Genomic DNA, 22,763 nt, shown 5'->3' with positions numbered 1-22,763 from the left:
AAGGCCGTCTGAAAGATTTCAGACGGCCTTGTTTTTAGGAAGGTATTATTTCAACGCAGCCAAACACTCTTTAATCAATTCAGGGCCGCGATAAATCAAACCGCTGTACACCTGAACCGCACTGGCGCCCAAGCGGATTTTTTCCGCCGCGTCCGCGCCGTTCATAATGCCGCCGACGCCGATAATCGGCAGTTTGCCGTCAATGCGTTCCGCCAAAAGTTTCAACACCTGATTGCTTTTCTCGCGCACGGGCAAACCGCTCAAGCCGCCTTGTTCACCTGCGAGCGGATGGCTGCCCAAGCTGGATTTGTCGATGGTTGTGTTGGTGGCGATAATACCGTCCATTTCCACGGATTTGACCACATGGGCGATGTCGTCGATTTGCGCCTCGTCCAAATCCGGCGCGATTTTAACCGCCAGCGGCACATATTTGCCATGCGCTGCCGCCAGTTGCGCCTGTTTGTTTTTCAAGGCTTCCAACAATGCGCTCAACTCGTCGCCGCCCTGCAAGGCGCGCAGGTTTTTCGTATTGGGAGAGGAAATATTGACCGTGATGTAGCTCGCGTGGGCGTAGGCTTTTTCCAGGCAAATCAGATAATCGTCGGCTGCGTTTTCAATCGGCGTAACGGCATTTTTACCGATGTTGATGCCCAAAATGCCTTTAAAGCGGCTGTTTTCAATGTTACGGATCATCGCGTCGATGCCATGGTTGTTGAAACCCATGCGGTTGATGATGCCTTGGTGTTCGGGAACACGGAAAAGGCGCGGCTGCGGATTACCCGGCTGCGGCTTGGGCGTTACCGTGCCGATTTCAACAAAGCCGAAGCCCAAAGCGGCAAACGCATCGATACACTCCCCGTTTTTGTCCAAACCCGCCGCCAAGCCGACCGGATTGGGCAGCTGCAAACCCATCAGCTCGGTTGGCCGGGTGTGGCTGTCCACCTTGGGCAGCAGGCCGAGTTTTTCGGCGGTACGCAAACTGTTGAGCGTGAAATGATGGGCCTTTTCAGCATCGAAACGGAACAGGATGGGGCGGACGAGTGAATACATGACGGCGGCTTTCTGAACGGTTGATGAATTTGGCGTTATTTTACCTGAAACCGTCAAACTGCCCCAAACGTCTGTATCGATATGATTTTATGGTTTGGCGGCAAATGAAAATAAATAGGGCTTTTGCGTGTATTCGGATAGTTTATTAAAATGGCAAAAGAGAGATTTTTCAGACGGCCTGATGGATGTATCAAAAGGCCGTCTGAAAAGTTTTGATTTGATTGTTTACCTGATACAGGAATATTTTTATGAAACAGGCGGTTGATCCTTATGCGAGTTTCCGTGAGCTGACGTTGCGGGGGATAATTCTCGGCGCGTTGATTACGGTGATTTTTACGGCATCCAATGTGTATTTGGGCTTGAAGGTGGGCTTGACTTTTGCGTCTTCGATTCCGGCTGCGGTGATTTCGATGGCGGTTTTGAAGTTTTTTAAAGGCAGTAATATTCTGGAAAATAATATGGTGCAGACTCAGGCTTCGGCCGCAGGTACGCTCTCCAGTATTATTTTTATTCTGCCGGGTTTGCTGATGGCCGGTTATTGGGCGGGCTTTCCGTTTTGGCAGACAACGCTGCTGTGTATGTCCGGCGGTATTTTGGGCGTGATTTTCACTGTGCCTTTGCGTTATGCGATGGTGGTGAAGAGCGATTTGCCTTATCCGGAAGGCGTGGCGGCGGCCGAGATTTTGAAGGTCGGCGACCATGATGCAGACAAACAGGAAGGCGGCAGCGGTATCAAGGAGTTGATGTCGGGCGGCGCTCTGGCCGGTTTGATGAGCTTCTGCGCAAGCGGTTTGCGCGTGGTGGCCGACAGCGCGAGCTTTTGGTTTAAAGGCGGCGCGTCGGTGTTTCAAGTGCCGATGGGCTTTTCTTTGGCTTTGCTGGGCGCGGGCTATTTGGTCGGCCTGACCGGCGGTATCGCGATTTTGCTGGGTATTTCGATTGCCTGGGGCGTGGCCGTGCCTTATCTGTCGGCGCATATTCCGCAACCTGCCGATATGGAGATGATTCCTTTTGCGATGTCTTTGTGGAAGGAAAAAGTCCGTTTTATCGGCGCGGGTACGATCGGTATCGCGGCCATTTGGACGCTGTTGACTTTGATGAAGCCGATGGTCGAGGGTATGCGCCTGTCTTTCCGCAATTTCGGCGGCGCGCAGATGACCGAGCGCACGGAACAGGATTTGTCGCCTAAGGCGATGATTGCCTGGGTGTTGGCGATGATGCTGGTGTTGGGCGTGTCTTTCTTCCACTTTATCGGCGACTCGCATATTTCCGGCGGTTTGGCTTGGCTGTTGGTGGTCGTATGTACGCTGCTGGCTTCGATTATCGGCTTTTTGGTAGCCGCTGCTTGCGGTTATATGGCCGGTTTGGTCGGTTCGTCTTCCAGCCCGATTTCGGGTGTGGGCATCGTCTCTATCGTCATTATTTCGCTGGTGTTGCTGCTGGTCGGCGAATCCGGCGGCTTGATGGCGGACGAGGCAAACCGCAAATTCCTGCTGGCGTTGACGCTGTTTTGCGGTGCGTCTGTGATTTGTGTGGCTTCGATTTCCAATGACAACCTGCAGGATTTGAAAACGGGTTATCTGGTCAAAGCAACGCCTTGGAAACAGCAGGTTGCGTTGATTGTCGGCTGCGTTGTCGGTGCATTGGTGATTTCGCCTGTATTGGAGCTTTTGTATGAAGCCTACGGCTTTACCGGAGCGATGCCGCGTGAAGGCATGGATGCGGCCCAAGCCCTTGCCGCGCCTCAGGCAACTTTGATGACTACCATCGCCCAAGGTATTTTCTCGCACAATCTGCAATGGGATTATATTTTCACCGGCGTGGGCATCGGCGTGGCGTTGATTGCGGTCGATTTCACATTGCGCAAATCTTCCGGCGGCAAGCGCGCTTTGCCGGTATTGGCTGTGGGCATGGGCATTTACCTGCCGCCGTCTGTGAATATGCCGATTGTAATCGGCGCGGTATTGGCGGCTGTGTTGAAATCCGTCATCGTCCGCCGTCAGGAAAACCGTGAAGGCCGTCTGAAAAATGCGGAACGTATCGGTACGCTGTTTTCCGCCGGTTTGATTGTCGGCGAGAGCCTGATCGGTGTGATTATGGCGTTTATCATCGCCTTCTCCGTAACCAACGGCGGTTCGGATGCACCTTTGGCCCTGAACCTGGAAAACTGGGATACGGCCGCCAAATGGCTGGGCTTGGCGTTTTTTGTTTTTGGTATGTTCGTGTTTGCACGCCGCGTGTTGAAAGCAGGACGTTAAGTTTGTAGGTTGAGAAAAGGCCGTCTGAAACCCAAAAAAATGGGGTTTCAGACGGCCTTTTCAGTGGAAATTTGTTTGGAATGATTTTAGGAAGTTTGGGTATAATTGTTGCGGGGCTGGTAGCAAAAAAGCCCCATTGCAGTGGGGCTTTGTGCTGAAACCGCCCTAGAAAGGATGGTTTCAATCATGAAACATACCACTCGCACGGGTCGTTCATGGCTGAGACTGCGGACAGTCGTTAGGATTATCTTAACCCTGTTCCTGCTCTTAGTCAATTAAACGGCTGAAAACAAAAAACTGTTTTTCAGTTTCCGCCTGTTTGTCATGAACGGGCGGTTTTTTATTGTTTAACGCTGGTTCAAACAATCTGCAATCGCTTTGGCAATTTTGGCACTGGCGCCTTGGTGTTGCGAAATGAATTGCTCGGTGTGGCTGATCAGCTGTTGGCGCAGCGTTTCGTCGTCGAGGTATTGGCGCGTGGTTCTGTACCAGGCTTCGGCGGTTTCGACGCGGACGGCGGCTTTGGCTTCGACTGCGCCTTTGCAGGCTTGGGCGAAGTTGTAGTTGGAGTAACCGAAGAGGGTAGGGACGCGGCAGGCGATGGGTTCGATGATGTTTTGGCAGCCGGCATCGACGAGGCTGCCGCCGACGAAGGCAATGTCTGCGCTGAGGTAGTAGGCGGCAAGTTCGCCCATGCTGTCGCCTATCCAAACCTGTGTATCGGGGGAAACGGGTTGTCCGTCGCTGCGTTTTTGGACGGTATAACCAAGCGATTTGGCGGTATCGTAGGCCGTCTGAAAGTTTTCAGGGTGGCGCGGGACGATGACCAGCAAGGCATTGCCGCGGTAGCCCTGCCATGCTTTGAGGAGCAGCTCGGCTTCGTCTGTGCCTTTGTATACGCGCGTGCTGGCACAGACGACGACGGCTCGTGCGCCGATGCGTTCTTTAAAGGCGGCGGCAAGCGGACGCAGGTCGTTGGGGGGCGCGATGTCGTATTTGGTGTTGCCGCAGACGTGGACGTTGGATGCGCCGATGAGGTGCAGGCGTTCGGCATCGGCGGCGGTTTGGGCAAAGCAACCGGAGAGGGTCTGCATGGCAGGCTCGACCAGTTTGCGGATTTTGAGGTAGCCGCGTTGGGATTTTTCGGAGAGGCGCGCGTTGGCCAAAAAGAGGGGAATGCCTGCTTCTTTGCAGCCGTGCATCAGGTTGGGCCAGATTTCGGTTTCCATCAAAATGCCGCAGATGGGGCGGTGTTCGGCTAAAAATCGGGCGACCCATTCGGATTTGTCGTAGGGCAGGTAACGGCATTGCGCATCGGGGAACAGGGATTGTGCGGTGGCGCGGCCGGTCGGCGTCATTTGGGTAATCAAAAACGGCGAGTCGGGAAAATGGCGGCGCAATGCCTGCACCAAAGGTTCGGCCGCACGCGTTTCGCCGACGGATACGGCGTGTATCCAAATCGGGCGTTGTACGGGATTGGGATACGCCTGCCCGAAACGCTCGTCCCAATGCTCGAGATAGGCTGGGGATTTGAGGGCGCGGCGGCGCAGGTGGCGGCGGATCAGGAAGGGGGCGAGATGCCACAGCGTGGCGTAAAGGCGGCGTATCATGCTTACGGGTCTTGTGTCGGAATAGGCCTATTTTATCGGAAACTGAAACGGAAGATATAGCTTTGATGCGTGTTTTACGCAAAGGAAACAGGCCGTCTGAAAGGTTTCAGACGGCCTTTGGTGTGGGCATAAAAGTTTTATTTTACTTGCGCCATATATTTTTTCAGACGACCTTTGCTTTGCATGGCGCGGTTTTCCATTTCATCGACAACGGCTTGCGCTTTGGCCTTGTTCACCGGTTTGCCGACCTGAATCACGCCGCTCATGTTCATCATGCGGTGCGGCGGGCAGGTATAGACGTACACGCCTTCTTTGTCGAGCTTGAGCGTGAAGTCTTTGCCGTCTTCGGAGAGGAAGTCGGCAACGCCGTCGGGCAGGGCTTTGCTTTGCACCCAGTGGCCGCTGTTAGTAGCTTTGAAGGTAACAGTGTCGCCGACTTTGGCATTGACGTAGCCGGGCTCGAACACCATGCTGCCGTCTTTGCCGCTGTCGAGCATTTTGACTTCGTGGTTGGCGGCGTATGCGCCGAGGGAAGCGGTCAGCATCAGGAGAAAGAGTGATTTTTTCATGGGAAAGTCCTTTTTGTGAAGAGTATAAAATGATTGCTGGGGCTGGTTTCTTGGTGGCAGATTTCCCAGCTAGGATTGCCGCATCGGGCGGATAACGGGCAGGCCTTTGCTGTCGTATAAGAGCTCGATGTCCACCTTGTACAGCCTGCCGATCATGTCCGCCTGCAACACGTCCTGCGGCGCACCCTGCGCCTGTACTTTGCCTTCGCCGAGCAGAATCACGCCGTCTGAAAACTGCGCGGCGAGGCTCAAATCGTGCAAGACCATCAGCGTAACCAGATTGTGTTCGTGTGTGTATTGCACCACGCGCTCCAAAAGATTGAGCTGATGGTGCATATCCAGCGCGCTGACCGGTTCGTCCAGCATCAGGATTTCGGGGCGGCGCAGCATGACTTGGGCAAACATGACGAGCTGCCGCTGTCCGCCGGAAAGCCGCATGACGTCGCGGTGCGCCAGATGGCCGATGCCCAGCTCCGCCATGATACTTGCGGCTTCGTGCAGCAGTTCGTCGCCGACGTGCATGTGCAGCGCGTCCATGCGGCCAAGCAACACGACTTCCAGCGCGGTCAGCGAGGCTTCGGCGGCGGTGTCCTGCGGCATATAACCTATGCGTTTGCGCCAGCTTTGCAGGTGGATTTTGCTCAACACTTCGTCGCCGTAGCGGATGGTACCTTTGTGTGCTACTTCGCCGAAAATCGTTTTCATCAGTGAAGATTTGCCCGTGCCGTTGGGGCCGAGCACGGAATAGACTTTGCCTTGTTCCAGCGTCAAATCGATATTGTCGGCGACCACATAATCGCCGCGCCGGATATGTACGTTTTCAAGTTTCAACATTTCAGACGGCCTATCGTTTCGTTAATACAATCCAGAAGAAGAACGGCACGCCGACAAACGACGTAACAATCCCCACCGGAAACAGCGCGCCCGGGATAATCACCTTGGACAACACGCTCGCTACCGACAAAAACGCCGCCCCCGCCAGCATCGCGCCGGGCAGGAAGAAACGTTGGTCTTCGCCCAAAAGAATCCGCGCCACATGCGGCGCGACCAAGCCGATAAAGCCGATCACGCCGACAAAACTAATTGCCGTCGCCGTCATCACCGCCACCAACACCAGCGTTTTCAGGCGCAAAAATTGCAGATTGATGCCCAGCCCGACGGCGCGTTCTTCGCCCAAGCGCAGCGCAGTCAGCTTCCACACATCGCGCGAAAGCAGAAACACGCATACCGCCGTAACCGCCGCCGTAACGATGACTGTTTCCCAAGTCGCCTTGGTCAGGCTGCCGAACAGCCAAAACAGAATCTGCTGCGAAATCTCAGGCGCGGCGATAAATTGAATCAGCGACAAAATCGACTGAAACAGGAACAACAGCGCAATCCCCACCAACACCAACATCGCCGAATTGAAGCGGCGCGCCGAGGCAAACAGAAACAAGATGCCCGAAGCCAGCATGGTCATCACAAACGCGCCGATGGGAACGGCGACCGTTTCAGGCAGCCCGAAACCGCCGAACGCAATCACCGCCGACGCGCCCAAACCCGCCGCCGCCGCCAAGCCCAGCGTATAAGGGCTGGCCATCGGGTTATTCAACAACGTCTGAATCTCCGCACCGCCGACACCTAAAGCCGCGCCGACCACCAAGGCCATCACCGCAATCGGCAGGCGCAAATCCATCACAATCAGGCGGTTCATTTCATCGACTTCAGGTTTGCCCAGCAAAACATTGACCACTTCGCCGACGGGCAGCGTGTCCGTCATCGCAGGGCCGGTGGCGATGTCGAATAGGAAACTGACCGCCGCGATGACTAAAAACATCAACACAATCAACCAACGCTTGCCTTCCAACTTGCGCTGGTTTTTCACAATCTCGGCGACAACCGAATCATTCATGTTTCAAACCTTTAAAAAAGAGTGTTGTGAAAGGGGAGAAACAGGTTTGCCTTTTTCTTCCGCAAAAATTTCAGACGGCCTTCCGATTTTAAAGGCCGTCTGAAAATCTAAATTACCTTATTGTCCTTTCGGATAGAGGTAGAACGTACCATTTGGTACGACGGGCAGGTTTTGACGGTAGAAGTCCATATAGGTCTTCTCAGGGTTGAAATCCTTAAACAACTGCGGATAAATCGCTTTGGCCATAAACTGAATCGATGCGCTGTCGGACAGCGTGCGCGAGTTAGCGTGGTAGGCGGCGTAGAGGCGGTTGTTTTTAATCGCAGGCAGGTTGGCCCAGCCAGCGCGTTTGGCAAAGCCTGCCAAGCGTTTTTCCGCTTCGGCTTTTGGAATGCCCCAGCCCATCACCATGGCGGCAGGGTTTTTCTTCAATTCGGTTTCGCGGCCGGTAATCACGATCACGTCGGGTTTGGCGGCGAGGACTTTTTCAGGATTGATCGGGCCGTAGAATTCGACCGAAGAAGCGGCGATATTGTTGCCGCCGACCAGTGTCGCCATCGAACCCCACATGCTCTTGCCGAAGGTAACGCTGTGTTCGGCAGGGCCTTTGTTGCCGAACTCGATATAGACTTTAGGCTTGGGCAGGTTGGCTTTTTTCACGCGCGCTTGGATGGTGTCGGCAACGCGTTTGTAGTCTGCCGCCAGTTTGTCGGCTTTTTGCTGCTGGCCGGTCAATGTACCGATGAGCTTGGTCGATTGAACGTGTTTGGCCACTGTTTGCGCGTTGTAGTCCAACACGACGATGGGGATGCCGGCTTTGTTGATGCGGTCGAGATCGGAACCCAAAGCTTTGTATTGCCATTCGGCCAAAACCAGCAAATCGGGTTTCAGCGCCAATACTTTCTCAATCGAGAAAGTGCCGACTTCCACTTCGCCCACGTCGGTCAGTTGATTCAGTTTAGGTACGGCTTTGCTGAATGCCGCCCAGCTTGGCGGCGCCCAGTCGGCCCAAACTGCTTTGGAGAAACCGACAACGTTGTCCAGCGCGGTTTTACCGCCGATGGCCATGTAGTCTTGGTAATAGAAGCCCAAAACCACGCGTTTGGCAGGCAGGTCGACGGTTACCTTACGGCCGATGGTATCGGTCAGCTGAACCGGTTTGGCAAAAGCGGATACGGAGCCGACTGATAAAGCTGCAGCGGCAATCAAAGCAGAAAGTTGCGTAAATCTCATGAACTATCCCTTTAAAATATGATGATAACTATTATCTTTTATAAATTTACAAGGTATTGAATCTTTTTTCAAGTGAAACATGAGAATAGACATATTTTAGAGTAAAAAGTTGCATCATTAAAACAAAGGGATAATGTTTGGGTATACTGAAGACCTAGTGAAAAGGAATGATATGGGTGCCTAAAGCCATAGTGGGCAGTAGCTGGAAGGGATAGGCAAAGGGTCATTTATTGCAAAGAAAATAAAAGATATACGGTTGAATACAGCAGGCCGTCTGAAACCTTGTAATCGGGGTTCAGACGGCCTTTGGTGTAGGCATAAAAGCGTTTATTTCACTTGCGCCATCTATTTTTCAGACGGCCTGTAAGCAGTATTGGGGAAAAGTGAAAAAGATTGGGTTTTGAAATAGCGAAATAGGGAAGAAGGGGGCTTGAGGGAGAATCGGGTGTAAACCCAAAATGCGGACGAATAAAAAGGGCGTGTATCGAAACACGTCCTTGCCGGAGGTTCAGACGGCCTGTGATTCCGCCTGTTCGCTTTGGTTGAGGATTTTAATCAGTTTTTCGGCTTTTTCCGGGTCTTCGCAGCGCAGGATTTTGGCGGCATCGTTTTCGAGATGGCCGGTGTGGCTGTGCAGGATGATGTTTTTAACCGAAAGCAGGTTGTTGGGGTTCATGGAGAAGCGGCGCAAGCCCATGCCGAGCAACAGTCGGGTGAAGACGGTGTCGCTGGCCATTTCGCCGCAGATGGATACGCCTTTTTCCATGCGGTTTGCGGTGCGGATGATGTGTTGCAGCGTTTTGAGGACGGCAGGGTGGCCGGGTTGGTAGAGATGGCTGACACTGTCGTCGCCGCGGTCGACCGATAGGAGGTATTGAATCAGGTCGTTGGTGCCGATGGAAACGAAGTCGACGAGCTTGAGGATGCTGCCGACGGTCATGGCGGCGGACGGGATTTCAATCATGCAGCCGATGCTGACCGGGCCGAAGGTTTCGCCGCGTTCGGTCAGCTGGCGTTGGGCCGTGTCCAGATGGATAAGGCATTGGCGCACTTCGGAAATGGATGTAATCATCGGCCACATCATGCGTACGGGGCCGTGGGCGGCGGCGCGGAGGATGGCGCGCATTTGGGTGCGGAACATGACCGGCTCGGCGAGGCACAGGCGGATGCCGGTCAGGCCGAGTGCGGGGTTGAGGCTGCCGTTGGGCGTGCTGTTTTGGCCGAACCAGCGCGGATTTTTATCGACGCCCAAATCGACGGTGCGGATGGTGATGTTTTTGCCTTTGAGTTTTTTGACGATGCCGGCATAGACTTCGTATTGTTCGTCTTCGGTCGGCATGTTGTCGCGGTTGAGGTAGAGGAATTCGCTGCGGAACAGGCCGACGCCGTCTGCGCCGAAGTTGTGCAGGGCTTTGATGTCTTCGGCGGATTCGATGTTGGCGAGCAACTCAATGTTGATGCCGTCGGCCGTGGTGGCGGCGGTTTTTTTGATTTTGTTGAGTTCGCGCTTGTGGCTGCGGTATTCGCGGGCGAGGCGGCGGTATTCGTTGAGGACGACTTCGTCGGGATCGATGATGAGGACGCCGTTGATGCCGTCGACGATGACGATTTCGTTTTCGGTAATGAGTTTGCGGGCGTTGTGCAGGCCGATGACGGACGGGATGTCGAGGCTGCGGCCTAAGATGGCGGTGTGGCTGGTCGGGCCGCCGGCATCGGTTACGAAGGCGGTAATGTGCTGCTCTTTGAACAATACGGTATCGGCAGGCGAGAGGTCGTGCGCGATGAGGACGGTGTCGTCAAACAGGTTGCCGGCGAGGTTGATCTCGTTGCTTTGACCGACAAGGTTGTTGTGGATACGGCGGACGACTTGAAGCATGTCCTGTTTGCGTTCGCGCAGGTAGTCGTCGTCGATGCTGTCGAACTGGGCGGCAAGCTTGTCGCTTTGCAGTTTCAATGCCCATTCGGCGTTGATTTTCTGCTCGCGCAAAATGTCGATGGGTTCGCGCGAGAGGGTAACGTCGGTCAGCAGCATCAGGTGCAGGGAGATGAACGCGCCCAATTCGGTCGGGGCGTTTTCGGGAATCGCGCCGCGCAGTTGTTCCAGTTCTTTGCGCGTGGCTTTGATGGCGTTGTCGAAACGGGCAACTTCGGCATCAAGTTTGTCGGGATCGATGTCGTATTGGGGGACTTCCGTTGTGCCGCGCGTAATGAGGTGGGCGTGGCCGATGGCAATGCCTTTTCCCGCGGCTACACCGTGTAGGACGATGCTCATTATTCGCCCTCGCCGAAGTAGTCGTTGATGAGGTCGGTCAACGCCTGCATGGCGGCGGCTTCGTCTGTGCCTTCTGTTTCCAGCTCAATCACGGTGCCTTTGGCGGCGGCCAGCATCATCAGGCCCATGATGCTTTTGCCGTTGACGCGGTTGCCGTTTTTGGTGACCCAGACTTCGCTTTGGAATTGGGAGGCGGTTTGGGTGAATTTGCTGGAAGCGCGCGCGTGCAGGCCGAGTTTGTTGATGATTTCGATTTCTTGTTTGAGCATGGATGTCCCCTAAATGTAATGTTCGTAAAGTGAATGTTTTCAGACGGCCTTAGCCGTGTTCTTTGCACACCAGGTCTTCAGGTGCGGATGTAATGGCGAAAATACCCCGGATGGCGGCTTCTTTGACGGTTTCGGTGAAGTCGGAGAGGTTTTCGGCTTGTGATGAGTATTGGATGGCTTTAATCATCATCGGGGCATTGAGGCCGGTCAGAATGGCGGATTTGTTTTCGCGCACCAGCCGGCGTGCTGCGTTGCACGGGGTGGCGCCGAAGATGTCGGTCATGATCAGCACGCCGCGGTTGTCGGGAAATTCCTGCAATGCGGCGATGGCGTTGTTGATGATGTCGTTTTGATCTTCGTTAGGCTGTACGCCGAGGATGTGGAGATTTTCGGGGAAGCCGTTGGGAAAGAAATGGTCGGCCAAACCGCGATAGGCTTCACCTATGGTTTCATGTGTAATGATTAACAAACCTATCATGATGTGTTCCTAACATGGGAGTTGAGGTCGTCTGAAGATTTTTCAGACGGCCTTTGTTTTATTTATTGTTTAAGGCGTAGATTTCGCCGAGGTTGCGCCAACAGCCGGCGGCGTCCATACCGTAACCGAAGACGTAGCGGTTGGGTACGTCCAAACCGACATAATCGGCTTTGGTCGGTTTTTCTTTGTCGATCAGTTTGTTGGCAAATACGGCCGCACGGCAGCTTGCTGCGCCCATTTCCAACAGTTTTTCCTGAATGGCGGCCATGGTGTGACCTTCGTCCAGAATGTCGTCCAAAACGACTACATGACGGCCTTTGATTTGCTCGGGGTCGGGCATGCGTTTCCAGTTGAACGCACCGCCTGCGAGTTTGTCGCCGTAGCGGGAAACGTGGACGTAGTCAAAGTCCAAAGGAAAGCGCAACAGCGGCAGCAGCTGTCCTGTAAACACCACTGCGCCACCCATTACAGGCAGGAGCAGGGGGTATTTGTCGCCCAAGTCGCAGGTGAGGTCGTCGGCAACTTTTTGCAAGGCCGCGTGGCATTGTTCTTGATCAAACAGCAAGTCGGCATTGTCCAGCATGGCTTGGGTTTCAAGGCGTTTGGTTTCTAAGTCGGTCATGATAGGTCGTGTTGGGTACGGTTAAAAACAAATTATATAGCGGATTCAATCAATTTTCGATACAGGCCGCAATGGCGCATGGGAAGGGAGGATTGAGGCTGAACGCGTTCAGACGGCCTTTTGCCCTTCCGCTTCGTCCACCAGCAAAAATGCCGCCAAAGCCAAAGCGGTCAATACCGCCGTCAACACCATCGCCCGTCCGTAATTGTCTGCACCGGCGCGTCCGAGATAATCGTAAATCAAAGTGGTCAGCGTCTGCCATTCGGGGCGCGACAGGAACAATGTGGCCGCAAATTCGCCGATACACGTTGCCGAAGCCAAAGTCAGGCCGCGCCGCAAAGCCGGTTTCAATAAAGGCGCGGTTACATAACAGGCCGTCTGAAAACCGTTTGCGCCCATGGTGCGCGCCGCCGCCGCATAATCTTTGGGCAAACCGTCCCACGCGGCCAATACGTCTTTGGCCACAAACGGATACGCCAACAGCGCGTAAGTCGCCGTCAGCAGCCACAGCGAAGCCGTCCACTGCGGATAGAGCAGCAATACGCCGAACGCGATGCACACGGGCGACACCATAAACGGTAAAAACATCAGCGCGCGCAGCCACGCCATTTGCCGTGCCGCCGCCGCATACAGCACGCCCAAAACCGTCGCCGCCGCCACGGCTGCCGCAGAGAAACGGATCGTGTTCCACGCAGCCGCCCACGTTTGCGCTTCCAGCAAAACCGCCCACGAAGAGCCTGCCGCTGCCGCCTTGAGCCATACCGCCGCCAAAGGCAGCAGGCAACACAGCACCAACATGGCCAATACCGTTGCCGTCAGCCATTTTTCCCAAGCCCGTACCGGTGCGCGCGGAGGCAAAGGCGAGACCGACTTATCCACAGCCACGCGCCTGCTCCAATACGCATACAAACCGCCTGCCGCCGCCGTAACCGCCAGTACCAGCCATACCAACACCGACGCACGCGCCATGTCCAACTCATACGCCACCAACCGGTAGATTTCCACTTCCACCGTTGCAAAACGTTCGCCGCCGAGCAGCAAGGCCAGCCCGAAGCCTGAAAAACAATATAAAAACACCAGGCACACGCCGCCGGCAACCCACGCGCGCACCACCGGCCATTCGACCCAGACAAACCGCCGCCACGCGTCCGCGCCCAAAGATTGTGCCGATAGCAACCGCGCCTGCGGCACACGCACAAATCCCTGATACGCCGAGCGCACCAAAACCGGCAGGTTGAAAAACACGTTGCCGTAAATCAGCAGCCACGGCGTGTCCTGCCAACCTGCCGCCAGCATGCCGTGTGCGCCAAACAAGGCCAGCACGCCCATGCCCGCCACCAAAGTCGGCATCACGAAAGGCAGCATCAGCAGGCGCAAAACCATACGCCGTCCGGCAAAGTCCATCCGCGCCAGCACCCACGCCGCAGGCACGCCCAAAGCCGTGACCAAGACGCAAGTCAAAACTGCCTGCGCCACCGTCCAGCCCAAGCGCAGGCGCATATAGTCATCAGTCACCACTTCCGCCCAAGCGCCCTCGCCGTCGTAAAACGCCAGCGACAGCAAAGGCGCGGCCACCATGACCGCCAAGAAACCCAAAGGCAGAAGCAACAGCGCAAACCGCCGAATCCAAACCTGCATCGATGCGTACCCGAGAATAAAAACGCCTATTTTAGCCCGAGTTCGGTATAGAAGGTGGTATTCCTACCCTTGTTTTCAGACGGCCTGTGCAGCCTTGCGGATAAAACCGCCGTTTCTTTAATTTTTTCAAACATTTACGAAATCTCTTCAAAAAGGCAACATAATTGGTTGGGCATTTTTGATACAATCCGCCGCTTCAAAAAATCAAATAAATCAAAAACAAGGAAACATTATGACCACTACACGTCCCCAAACCTACGATACCGTCTCGCGCGCGTTGCACTGGCTGACCGTACTCGGTTTCATCGGCATCCTGACCACCATCGCCATCTGGACCATTTATGACGGCGAAGAATGGGTCGGCGCACTCTTCGGCGTGCACAAATCCATCGGTTTCATCACGCTGCTGGTGATTATCGTGCGCATTGTTTGGGCCTTGCTCAATGCATCCAAACGTCCTGCCGCCGACAGCTTTGCCGCCAAAGCCGGCCACCTTGCCCTTTACGTCCTCATGCTTGCCGTTCCCGTTATCGGCATGATCCGCCAATACGGTAGCGGCCGCGGCCCGTTGAAAGTATTCGGTGTCGAAGTGATGCAGGGTTCGCCTGAAAAAATCGAATGGATGGCCAACCTCGGCAATATGGCGCACGGCAAACTCGGCTGGCTGCTCTTCGCGCTGGTCGCCGGCCACATCGCCATGGTCGTCGTCCACCGCATTCAAGGCCACGACGTTTTGTACCGCATGATCGGCCGCCGTTCTTAATTTGAAACGGTAAACAGACAAGGCCGTCTGAAAACAGTTTGACCAAGCAAAAACTGTTGTTTTCAGACGGCCTTTTTGTATTTGTGTTAATCTGCAAAAGTAGGGCAGGCATTTTGCCTGACGTTGTCTAAATACTGTAAACCATACCGAGAAACACCATGACTGCTCCCATTCTCGCCATCACTTCCGGCGAACCGGCCGGCATCGGTCCCGACATCTGCCTTGATTTGGCTTTCGCCGACCTTCCTTGCCGCCCCGTTGTTTTGTGCGATAAAAACCTGTTGGTGCAAAGGGCCGGACAGCTCGGCAAATCCGTCGTCCTGCGCGATTTTCAAGCCCAAGCGGCCGATCCGTTGCCCAAGGGCGAACTCGAAGTCCTGCATATTCCCTTAGATGCCGAGTGTCGGGCGGGCGAACTCAATCCTGCCAATGCCGCGTATGTCCTCCGGCTGCTGGATACGGCGTATCAAGGCATTTCAGACGGCCTGTTTGCCGGTATGGTGACCGCGCCGCTACATAAAGGCATCATCAACGATGCCCACGCAGGCAACGGCTTTTTCAGCGGACATACCGAATACCTCGCCGAAAAAAGCCATACCGAACAAGTCGTCATGATGTTGACCGGCGGCGGCCTGCGTGTGGCGTTGGTGACCACCCATCTGCCGCTGAAAGACATTTCCGCCGCCATCACGAAGCCTTTAATCGAGTCGGTTGTTCGCATTCTTGAACACGACCTGCGCCATAAGTTCGGCATAGCCAAACCGGTCATCCTTGTTACCGGCCTCAATCCCCACGCCGGCGAAGGCGGCCATTTGGGACACGAAGAAATCGACACCATTATTCCGGCACTTCATGCCCTGCAGGCCGAAGGCATAGACGCACGCGGCCCTTATCCGGCCGATACCGTGTTCCAACCCTTCCTGCTCAAAGATGCTGATGTCGTCCTTGCCATGTATCACGACCAAGGGCTGCCGGTACTCAAATACGCCGGTTTCGGCGAAGGCGTGAACATCACCCTCGGCCTGCCCTTTATCCGCACTTCCGTCGATCATGGCACGGCCTTGAACTTGGCAGGCACGGACAAAGCCGATTCCGGCAGCCTGATGACCGCCGTCCGCGCCGCGCTGGACATGGCACACAATATGCAGAAGCAGGCCGTCTGAAGCGTGGAGGTTTAATCGTTCGCAGGCGTAATGTGTTCCTGTAACAGCATCATCAGGGAGCATCTGCCTGCCGATTTGATGAAGCCGATGGATGTTTGGACAATAATCAGCGTTTTATTTTAAAAACGATATAAAAAGGCCGTCTGAAGACCCATGTTTTGGGCTTCAGACGGCCTTTTGGTTTTTTGGTTTACCAAATTTCAGATAAAGTTTCTTTGACCTTGGCCTTCACTTCCGCACCGAAGCGGCGGCTGAGCATTTTGCTGAAATCGTCTTGCGGCGTGTAGTTGACCAGCTCGGGGGCTTTGACGACATCGCGGGCGACGCTGTAAATGCTGCCGAAGTCGTCAATCAGGCCGACCTGTTTGGCTTCTTTGCCGGTATAGATGCGGCCGCTGAAAACGTCGGGATACTGTTTGTCTTTCAACCTTGCGCCACGGCCGAGTTTGACGGCTTTGATGAATTCTTGGTGGATATCGCCCAACATGGTTTCCCAAATTTGGGTTTGAGCCGGCGTTTCAGGCGTGAAAGGGTCGCCCATGCCTTTGTTGCTGCCGGCGGTTTTCAGACGGCGTTTGACACCGGCTTTGTCCATCAGGCCGGTAAAGTCGAAACCGCCGCCGATCACACCGATGCTGCCGACGATGCTGGAAGGGTCGGCATAAATTTTGTCGGCTGCGGCGGCAATGTAATAGCAGCCGGAAGCGCACATGTCTTCGGCAACGAGGTAAACGGGGATGTCTTTGTGTTCGGCTTTGAGGCGGCGGACTTCGTTAAAGGCTATGCTGGACACGACAGGCGAACCACCGGGGCTGTTGGCGCGGATGATGATGGCTTTGGCGTTGCCGTTTTCGTAGGCGGCTTCCATGCTGTCGCGCAGGATTTGGACTTGGTCGTCGATGTCGTTGCCGATTTCGCCGGTCAGGTCGATAACGGCGGTGTGTTCGCTGCGGGCTTGGACCGACGTGGTTTTCCCTTCTTCTTCCGCAAGGCCAAAAATCAGGCTGAGGAAGATGAGGACGGCGACGCCGCGCCAGATGTTGCGCCAAATGCGGGCGCGGCGTTGTTCTTGGTAGGCGGCGAGGAGGACTTCGCGCAGGGTGTTGCGCTCCCAGTTGTCGATGGGGGTGGAGGCTGAAGAGGGTGTGTTTTGGGCATCGCCTTCACGGTGGATTCGGTATTGCATGATGTGATGTGCTTTCGTGCAGGCCGTCTGAATGTTCAGACGGCCTTATCGGTTTTAGTTGATGGAATAGCCGCGCAGGTATTGCGTGCGCTCGCGGGTCATGCGGGTTTCACACTGCAGGCGCAGGTATTCTGCTTGTGCGGCATTGTCTGCGGACGCGGCGGCTTGTTGGCAGTTGAGTTTTTTGCTTTGAATCCAGGCGCGTTGTTCGCCGAGGATTTGTTGTTTGACGTCGCTGTCCATGCCGCCCCAGAGGTCGTTGATCTCGCCGTCCGCCTGACGGTTTTGCGCGCGCGCGTTGTCAAGTTCGCTTTGGCTGAGGCCGGGCGGCTCGTTGCGTTGGGTTTCATGGTCGGGGCGCAGGACTTCGTAATCTGAATCGTCACCGTCATCGGTCAGGCCGGCAGCCTGGCTGGCGGCGTTGTTTTCAAGGATGTCTTGCGGATTGAGGGTGGGCGGTTCTTCCGTGTTTTGGTTTTGCAGCAGTTTGATGGCCTGCTCTTTGGACACGGGTTTGCCGTCTATCATGACGATGCTTTTCACGCCGTAGGGCAGCAGGGTGGCGGAAAGGGTTTGGGCGGTGGAACTCAGGGTATTGTCTTCGAAAACCGGTTTGCCGTCTTTGTCGGGGGTGTAGAGCAGGGTGGTGCTGAACGTGTTGTTTTCAAAGGTCAGGTTGCTGCCCATCAGTTTTTGTTCGAGCATGTCGGCCAACGGGGTGCTGCCGTAAATCAGCGGGCTGTTGTCTATGGCCGTTTTGAGGATGGTGTCGGGAATACGGATTTTGAGGTTGGCGCGGCAGATGGCTTTGCCGTCGTCTTCGGTTTCTTTGGGGTCTTCAAGCAGGGTTTCTAATTCGAGGCCGGCGGCGATGATTTTGTCGGCATCGACGAATTGGCGGTTGTCATTGCGGGCGAAGGAACGTGCTTGTTGTTTGAGGGTGTCTTCGATGGTGGTACGGATGTTTTGCAGTGTGGCCGGTTGGGCGCAATCAAGTGCGGCTTTGGGCTCTTCTTTGCTGCATGCGGCAAGCAGAATCGTGCTTAAAATCAATACGGAAGCGGTTTTTTTGTACATGTGTACTCCTGAAGGTGACGGCCTTTCAGACGGCCTGACGTGCCTATCATAGCAAAAGCACTTGCTGCAAGTAAATGCGGCAAGTGCTTTTCTATGTCGGACGTATCAGCCTTTGATGACGCTGACGAAGCCGGAGAGGATGGCAGCGTTGAGCAGGTCAACGAAGAATGCACCCACCATAGGCACAATCAGGAAGGCTTTGTGCGAAGGGCCGAAAGTTTGGGTAATGGACTGCATGTTGGCAACGGCAGTCGGGGTGGCGCCCAAACCGAAGCCGCAGTGGCCGGCTGCCAAGACGGCGGCGTCGTAGTCGCGGCCCATGAAGACGTAGGTAACGAAGGTTGCGTACAGAATCATCACGACGGTTTGTACGGCCAGGATGATGGTTACCGGGCCTGCCAGACCGGTCAATTCCCACAGTTTCAGGTTTAGAAGAGCCATGGCGAGGAAGAGCGACAGGGAGGCGTTACCGAATACGTCGATGGCGCGGTCGAACATATTGACTTTGAAGGCTGCGGTCAGGACGTTGCGGATGACCACGCCGGCAAACAGACACCATACGAATTTAGGCAGGTCGAAGAAGGCTTTGTCGTAGCCGTCGACGATTTCGGCAAAAGCCAAACATGCGGCAAACATCGCGAGTGTTTCGACAGCGGAGTCAGCCGTAATCAGACGGGTACGTTGCGCTTTTTCGAAGACGTCGTCGGTTTGATCGTTGTCAACTGGTTTTTTGTTTGTTTCCAGAGGTTTGCGACCCATTTTGTTGATCAGGCGACGGGCAACGGGACCGCCGATCAGGCCGCCGAATACCAGGCCGAATGTCGCAGAAGCCATACCTAAGCCGGTTGCGCCGGTCAGGCCGAATTTGCTTTCAAAGTCAGGACCCCATGCGCCGGCTGTACCGTGACCGCCGGTCAGGGTAATCGAACCGGTAATCAGGCCGATCAGCGGATCCAGACCCAATGCGCTTGCCAAGCCGACACCGACGAAGTTTTGGACGATGATGAATGCACCCACCACGGCGGTAAAGATGACCAAAGGCAGGCCGCCCGCTTTCAAACGGGAGAAGTCCGCGCTCAAACCGATGGATGTAAAGAAGATGAGCATGAACGCATCTTGCAGCGGTTTTTCAAATTTGAAGCTGACGCCGTAGGCTTCGTGCAGGGCGAACAGGACGATAGCGGCAACCAGACCGCCGGCGACCGGCTCAGGAATATTGAAGTCTCGTAAGAATTTGATTTTTTGAACCAGAAATTTACCAACCAGCAACACGAGCGTGGCGGCAATCAGTGTGTAATAACTGTTGAATTCCCATTCCATGTTGTTTCACCTCCTAGAAATGTTTTTCCGAGTATCCGTTTTTGTTCCGGATGTAGTGTGTTTCAACGCTTGGCGTTATCCGCCGAGTGTCATGGTATTGATGCGCGGACAAGGTGTTTTCAGAAAGAAATGAAAACAATGACGTGCCCGTGAAAAATAACTGGCAAATATTAGGGGAATAGTTAAAGATTGTCAAAAAATGCGAGTGTAAATCTTTTCAGACGGCCTTTTGTCCGATGGCATGGTGCGCTTCGCGGCGCCATTGTTCCAAGAGGGATGTTAATAACCCGGCCGAGGTATGCCCGTTGCCGATGGCGGCCTGCAGCCAGTAGCAGGCAGTCGGAACATGGCAGCTTACACCTTGCCCGTGATAGTAAAAACAGGCGAGGTGGTATTGGGCGGAAGGGTGGTTTTGTTCGGCAGCGATGGCGTACCAGTGGGCGGCCGCACGAGGGTCTTGCGCCGTGCCGAGGCCGTAATGGTAGATGCGGCCCAAGGCTGCCGCCGCATTTTTATGATGAAACTCGGCCGCTTCCATGTAATTTTTGCGCGCGGCATTGTAGTCGGCAGGACGGCCGATGGCGCGGGCCTGTGCTTCCGCCAAACGGTATGCGGTCTCGGTTTGTTGCTGTTGCAGGGCGGCTGTTTTGATTTGTTCGTATTGTTGCGGATGGTACAGCGCGGCATCGCTGACGAGTTTTTGTGCGGCGGCGGCAGAACCCAGCGCGGCGGCACGGTGGTAGTAATCGTGTGCGACATGGTTGTCGGCTTTGATGCCGAGGCCGTAGCGGTAGAGGTCGCCCATGATTTTCAGGGCTTCGGGATGGTTTTTCTCGGCGGCGGCTTTGGCATAGCGTGCCGCTTGGAACGGGTCTCGTTCGGAAAGTTCGCCGGTCAGGGCGTATTGTGCCAGCTTGGCTTGCGCTTCCGCTTGCTCTTTATCGGCGGCACGACGATACCATTCCAAGGCTTCGGGTCGGCGTTGGGCGGCAAGAAGGTCGGCCAGCAGGGTTTGTGCGGCGATGTGGCCGGCTTGCGCGGCTTGTTCGAGGTATTGTTCGGCTTGTGCGTGGTCGGGGCTGATGCCTGTGCCGTAGAAGTAGATTTGACCGAGTTGCCAACAGGCGGCAGTCACGCCGAGTGCGGCCGCTTTTTCGTATTGTTCGACGGCTGTCGCAAAGTCGCCTTGGCGTTGATGATGGCGTGCCAGATGGTAATACGCAGGCGCGGCATATCGGGCGGCGGCAAGCTCTGCCCAGTAGAGCGATTGTGGATCGTTGCGTTGCGCGTGGTAACGCATGAGGATTAATTGGGCTTCAGGGTGTCCCTGCTCACCCAGCCAGGCATATTCGTTGAGGAGCTGTCCGGTCGGGGTGCCGTTGTGTTCGCGCTGTTGCAGCAGGGAGAAGAGCGCTTTGGGGTGGCGTTGGGCCGCGGCGGCTTCCAACCATGAAAGTGCCTGCTCCGGTTGGCCGTTTTGCAGCAGATGGTTGCCCAATACGAAAGCAGCTTCCGCATAACCTTGCTCTGCCGCCTGTTGCAACAGGGGCAAGGCTTGGGCGGTATGGGATTGTTCCAAAAGGGCGGCAGCTTGCCGGTAGAGGATTTCAGGAGCGGCGGTCATGGTTTGCGGGCGGATAAAGTGGAAGACGGGTGCTGCGGCATATAGGCGGCGATGCCGGTCGATGGCTTTGTGAAAAATAGGGTTCGGCACAGTTTTGCAGTTGCCTTACCGGCCTGCCTTTAAAGATGTTTGGCTTGTTGTATTATTTTCCTGGGGAAACATCTCTATTCAGTGCGTTACAAAGCTTTCGGCTTGAGTCGGCATGCGTTCATGACAGCTCGGTCATTATACTGTTTTTGTAATTTATTGTTAATGATAAATGCGGTTTTTTATGGTTTGTTTACATGACGGCGGCTGGGATGTTGATTGTTTCAGGCCGTCTGAAATGTTTTTCAGACGGCCTGAATTATTTTTGCTAAGTCAGGTTGTCGGAGTGGAAGAGTCGGAGGTTTTTTTGTTGGGGAAAAACACCTGACTGTAGAAGTTGCCGTTAATTTGGGTTACGTTGAGGTGGTACATACGGTAGGCATGGAACAGGTCGCTGTCAGGCGGCGTCGGATGATTCCAAAATTCTGCCAAGGTATTTTGGTCGGTTATGCCGGGAATGTCGTAATGGGCGCGGCCGAGGACTTTGACTGGCATGTTGTGGATCAAGCCGGACAGGCCGCTGGTGCTGTTGATGGTAACCATGCCGAGGCCGTGACGCAGGAAAACAGGCAGGGGGACATCATGGACGTAAGTGATACGGCCTTTGAGTTTGGGGTGTTTTTTGATAAAGCGTTTGATGTCGCGCGAATAGTCGATAAAGCCGCGGTCCATCGGATGATGCTTGATGATGAGGTTGGTATCGGCAGGCGCGTGTGCGGCAAATGAGGCCAAGACATGGAGCAGGAAGCTGCGGACGCTGGAAAAGTCGCAATGGATGCGGACTTGGCTGTCGTTGAATACCTGCAAGGGAACAATAAAAAATTTGCCGTATTTGCCCGCCTCCACGCGTTTGGCGATTTGGATGTCTTCAATATAGTAGTTCAAACGCTTGAGGATGGAGATTGACCACAGTTTGAGGTAATGGCCGGCATTGGATGCGCGGTGGTGGATGTAGTTCGGGTACTTGTTCGGATTGCGGAACAATTCGATATAGTAACGGACGGCATTTTTGGCCATGGGCGTAAACCCGCCGCGTACCGGTATCGGCGCTTTGTATTCTTGCTGGGCCAGCTTGGGGAATTGTTCCAGAAAAAAGTCGGCACGGCGCGGCAATGGGGAAAATGCGTTGACGCCGTCTTTTTCTAAGGTGATGTAGTAGGGGCGGAAATAGCCTTCTTCAAATGCCCAGAAACTGGCTTGGTTTTCGTTTGTAATTCGTTTGGCCAGGAGATGGTAGGGACGTGTGTCACCAAAGCAGACAACGGCTTGGATGTGATGTTGAACGATGTATTTTTGCAAAAATTCAGGAAAGGCATCGTAGCTGTCGTTAAAAGCAACGGTATGCGCTTGAGTGGGCAGATAAAAATAGTCGTCGCCTGCATTAAAGTTGAATTTATGCACGGTTTTGCCGTTTGCGGTCAGCCAGTCGGCGAGGCGCTGAAAAAAATCGCCGACAGGGCCTTGAAGCAGCAGGATGTTTTCTGCGCTTTCAAGCAAGTCTTGCAGGTTGTTTTGGAGGACGGGCTGTTTCATGTCGCAATGTGATTTTGTTTTTTGTGTAATAGTTTTGGGTTGAACTTTTAAGCATACGCCAAGCGTATTAACGATGCAAAAGCAATGATGGCGCAATTGAAACCGGTTTATGACACATTG

The 22,763-nt window shown here is 54.6% G+C and carries 19 protein-coding genes; 3 read left to right on the top strand and 16 right to left on the bottom strand.

Annotation, left to right across the window (positions count from 1 at the left end; all coding sequences use genetic code 11):
• Positions 1-45: 45 nt before the first annotated feature.
• Positions 46-1,050 (bottom strand): quinone-dependent dihydroorotate dehydrogenase, encoded by a 1,005-nt coding sequence (locus HMPREF2551_RS03475; RefSeq protein WP_049349287.1) that lies wholly within the window; start codon positions 1,048-1,050, stop codon positions 46-48.
• Between the two features lie 248 nt (positions 1,051-1,298).
• On the opposite strand from HMPREF2551_RS03475, the gene HMPREF2551_RS03470 reads away from it, so the two are divergent.
• Entirely contained in the window at positions 1,299-3,308 is a 2,010-nt protein-coding gene (locus HMPREF2551_RS03470; protein ID WP_070837171.1) for an OPT family oligopeptide transporter, read from the top strand.
• Positions 3,309-3,655: 347 nt separating this feature from the next.
• Here HMPREF2551_RS03470 and waaA read toward each other — a convergent pair whose 3' ends face one another.
• The 10 genes from waaA to HMPREF2551_RS03420 all read right to left on the bottom strand — a co-directional run bounded on the left by waaA (position 3,656) and on the right by HMPREF2551_RS03420 (position 13,890).
• Positions 3,656-4,918, bottom strand: coding sequence for a lipid IV(A) 3-deoxy-D-manno-octulosonic acid transferase (waaA, locus tag HMPREF2551_RS03465; protein ID WP_070837169.1), 1,263 nt, complete (start codon positions 4,916-4,918; stop codon positions 3,656-3,658).
• A gap of 137 nt (positions 4,919-5,055) precedes the next feature.
• Positions 5,056-5,487 (bottom strand): plastocyanin/azurin family copper-binding protein, encoded by a 432-nt coding sequence (locus HMPREF2551_RS03460; protein WP_070837167.1) that lies wholly within the window; start codon positions 5,485-5,487, stop codon positions 5,056-5,058.
• A 69-nt stretch (positions 5,488-5,556) separates the two neighbouring features.
• Positions 5,557-6,321, bottom strand: a complete 765-nt coding sequence (locus tag HMPREF2551_RS03455) for an ABC transporter ATP-binding protein (RefSeq protein WP_004519103.1) — start codon at positions 6,319-6,321, stop codon at positions 5,557-5,559.
• Between the two features lie 10 nt (positions 6,322-6,331).
• Entirely contained in the window at positions 6,332-7,378 is a 1,047-nt protein-coding gene (locus tag HMPREF2551_RS03450) for a FecCD family ABC transporter permease (RefSeq protein WP_049332949.1), read from the bottom strand.
• A 117-nt stretch (positions 7,379-7,495) separates the two neighbouring features.
• Complete coding sequence (locus HMPREF2551_RS03445; RefSeq protein WP_070837165.1) at positions 7,496-8,611, bottom strand: ABC transporter substrate-binding protein; 1,116 nt, start codon at positions 8,609-8,611, stop codon at positions 7,496-7,498.
• Positions 8,612-9,119: 508 nt separating this feature from the next.
• A complete protein-coding gene (gene ptsP / locus HMPREF2551_RS03440; RefSeq protein ID WP_070837163.1) occupies positions 9,120-10,883 on the bottom strand; it encodes a phosphoenolpyruvate--protein phosphotransferase in 1,764 nt (587 codons plus the stop codon).
• On the bottom strand, positions 10,883-11,152 hold the full coding sequence (locus tag HMPREF2551_RS03435; RefSeq protein ID WP_070747536.1) for an HPr family phosphocarrier protein: 270 nt from the start codon (positions 11,150-11,152) through the stop codon (positions 10,883-10,885). The genes ptsP and HMPREF2551_RS03435 overlap by 1 nt, the downstream gene beginning before the upstream one ends.
• 49 nt (positions 11,153-11,201) lie before the next feature.
• The gene (locus HMPREF2551_RS03430) at positions 11,202-11,630 is read right to left on the bottom strand and encodes a PTS sugar transporter subunit IIA (protein ID WP_070632247.1); all 429 of its coding nucleotides are present in this window, start codon (positions 11,628-11,630) and stop codon (positions 11,202-11,204) included.
• A gap of 58 nt (positions 11,631-11,688) precedes the next feature.
• Positions 11,689-12,252, bottom strand: a complete 564-nt coding sequence (locus tag HMPREF2551_RS03425; RefSeq protein WP_070837161.1) for a hypoxanthine-guanine phosphoribosyltransferase — start codon at positions 12,250-12,252, stop codon at positions 11,689-11,691.
• 108 nt (positions 12,253-12,360) lie between these two features.
• On the bottom strand, positions 12,361-13,890 hold the full coding sequence (locus HMPREF2551_RS03420) for an ABC transporter permease (protein WP_070837158.1): 1,530 nt from the start codon (positions 13,888-13,890) through the stop codon (positions 12,361-12,363).
• A 232-nt stretch (positions 13,891-14,122) separates the two neighbouring features.
• Here HMPREF2551_RS03420 and HMPREF2551_RS03415 point away from each other — a divergent pair, with 232 nt between their 5' ends.
• The gene (locus HMPREF2551_RS03415; protein ID WP_083323103.1) at positions 14,123-14,653 is read left to right on the top strand and encodes a cytochrome b; all 531 of its coding nucleotides are present in this window, start codon (positions 14,123-14,125) and stop codon (positions 14,651-14,653) included.
• Between the two features lie 158 nt (positions 14,654-14,811).
• On the top strand, positions 14,812-15,816 hold the full coding sequence (pdxA, locus tag HMPREF2551_RS03410) for a 4-hydroxythreonine-4-phosphate dehydrogenase PdxA (RefSeq protein ID WP_070837157.1): 1,005 nt from the start codon (positions 14,812-14,814) through the stop codon (positions 15,814-15,816).
• Between the two features lie 190 nt (positions 15,817-16,006).
• Here the strand turns inward: pdxA and HMPREF2551_RS03405 are convergent, their stop codons facing one another.
• From HMPREF2551_RS03405 to HMPREF2551_RS03385, 5 genes are all read right to left on the bottom strand, one after another.
• On the bottom strand, positions 16,007-17,002 hold the full coding sequence (locus HMPREF2551_RS03405) for a S49 family peptidase (RefSeq protein WP_070837155.1): 996 nt from the start codon (positions 17,000-17,002) through the stop codon (positions 16,007-16,009).
• Positions 17,003-17,056: 54 nt separating this feature from the next.
• Entirely contained in the window at positions 17,057-18,079 is a 1,023-nt protein-coding gene (locus tag HMPREF2551_RS03400) for a lysozyme inhibitor LprI family protein (RefSeq protein WP_049349307.1), read from the bottom strand.
• A gap of 105 nt (positions 18,080-18,184) precedes the next feature.
• Positions 18,185-19,399, bottom strand: coding sequence for a sodium/glutamate symporter (gltS, locus tag HMPREF2551_RS03395; protein WP_070837153.1), 1,215 nt, complete (start codon positions 19,397-19,399; stop codon positions 18,185-18,187).
• Positions 19,400-19,616: 217 nt separating this feature from the next.
• Positions 19,617-21,023, bottom strand: a complete 1,407-nt coding sequence (locus tag HMPREF2551_RS03390; protein WP_070837331.1) for an SEL1-like repeat protein — start codon at positions 21,021-21,023, stop codon at positions 19,617-19,619.
• A 360-nt stretch (positions 21,024-21,383) separates the two neighbouring features.
• Positions 21,384-22,643, bottom strand: coding sequence for a capsule biosynthesis protein (locus HMPREF2551_RS03385; RefSeq protein ID WP_070837150.1), 1,260 nt, complete (start codon positions 22,641-22,643; stop codon positions 21,384-21,386).
• Between the last annotated feature and the right edge of the window lie 120 nt (positions 22,644-22,763).

The organism is Neisseria sp. HMSC066H01 (assembly GCF_001837375.1).
Classification (GTDB): domain Bacteria; phylum Pseudomonadota; class Gammaproteobacteria; order Burkholderiales; family Neisseriaceae; genus Neisseria.
Note: the sequence above shows the minus strand (reverse complement) of the source record. Positions and strands in the feature narration are given on the sequence as shown.

Bases quoted from the DNA above. Each gene is read 5' to 3' on its own strand.
- HMPREF2551_RS03475 (WP_049349287.1), bottom strand. From the start codon at position 1,050: ATGTATTCACTCGTCCGCCCCATCCTGTTCCGTTTCGATGCTGAAAAG.
- HMPREF2551_RS03470 (WP_070837171.1), top strand. From the start codon at position 1,299: ATGAAACAGGCGGTTGATCCTTATGCGAGTTTCCGTGAGCTGACGTTG.
- waaA (WP_070837169.1), bottom strand. From the start codon at position 4,918: ATGATACGCCGCCTTTACGCCACGCTGTGGCATCTCGCCCCCTTCCTG.
- HMPREF2551_RS03460 (WP_070837167.1), bottom strand. From the start codon at position 5,487: ATGAAAAAATCACTCTTTCTCCTGATGCTGACCGCTTCCCTCGGCGCA.
- HMPREF2551_RS03455 (WP_004519103.1), bottom strand. From the start codon at position 6,321: ATGTTGAAACTTGAAAACGTACATATCCGGCGCGGCGATTATGTGGTC.
- HMPREF2551_RS03450 (WP_049332949.1), bottom strand. From the start codon at position 7,378: ATGAATGATTCGGTTGTCGCCGAGATTGTGAAAAACCAGCGCAAGTTG.
- HMPREF2551_RS03445 (WP_070837165.1), bottom strand. From the start codon at position 8,611: ATGAGATTTACGCAACTTTCTGCTTTGATTGCCGCTGCAGCTTTATCA.
- ptsP (WP_070837163.1), bottom strand. From the start codon at position 10,883: ATGAGCATCGTCCTACACGGTGTAGCCGCGGGAAAAGGCATTGCCATC.
- HMPREF2551_RS03435 (WP_070747536.1), bottom strand. From the start codon at position 11,152: ATGCTCAAACAAGAAATCGAAATCATCAACAAACTCGGCCTGCACGCG.
- HMPREF2551_RS03430 (WP_070632247.1), bottom strand. From the start codon at position 11,630: ATGATAGGTTTGTTAATCATTACACATGAAACCATAGGTGAAGCCTAT.
- HMPREF2551_RS03425 (WP_070837161.1), bottom strand. From the start codon at position 12,252: ATGACCGACTTAGAAACCAAACGCCTTGAAACCCAAGCCATGCTGGAC.
- HMPREF2551_RS03420 (WP_070837158.1), bottom strand. From the start codon at position 13,890: ATGCAGGTTTGGATTCGGCGGTTTGCGCTGTTGCTTCTGCCTTTGGGT.
- HMPREF2551_RS03415 (WP_083323103.1), top strand. From the start codon at position 14,123: ATGACCACTACACGTCCCCAAACCTACGATACCGTCTCGCGCGCGTTG.
- pdxA (WP_070837157.1), top strand. From the start codon at position 14,812: ATGACTGCTCCCATTCTCGCCATCACTTCCGGCGAACCGGCCGGCATC.
- HMPREF2551_RS03405 (WP_070837155.1), bottom strand. From the start codon at position 17,002: ATGCAATACCGAATCCACCGTGAAGGCGATGCCCAAAACACACCCTCT.
- HMPREF2551_RS03400 (WP_049349307.1), bottom strand. From the start codon at position 18,079: ATGTACAAAAAAACCGCTTCCGTATTGATTTTAAGCACGATTCTGCTT.
- gltS (WP_070837153.1), bottom strand. From the start codon at position 19,399: ATGGAATGGGAATTCAACAGTTATTACACACTGATTGCCGCCACGCTC.
- HMPREF2551_RS03390 (WP_070837331.1), bottom strand. From the start codon at position 21,023: ATGACCGCCGCTCCTGAAATCCTCTACCGGCAAGCTGCCGCCCTTTTG.
- HMPREF2551_RS03385 (WP_070837150.1), bottom strand. From the start codon at position 22,643: ATGAAACAGCCCGTCCTCCAAAACAACCTGCAAGACTTGCTTGAAAGC.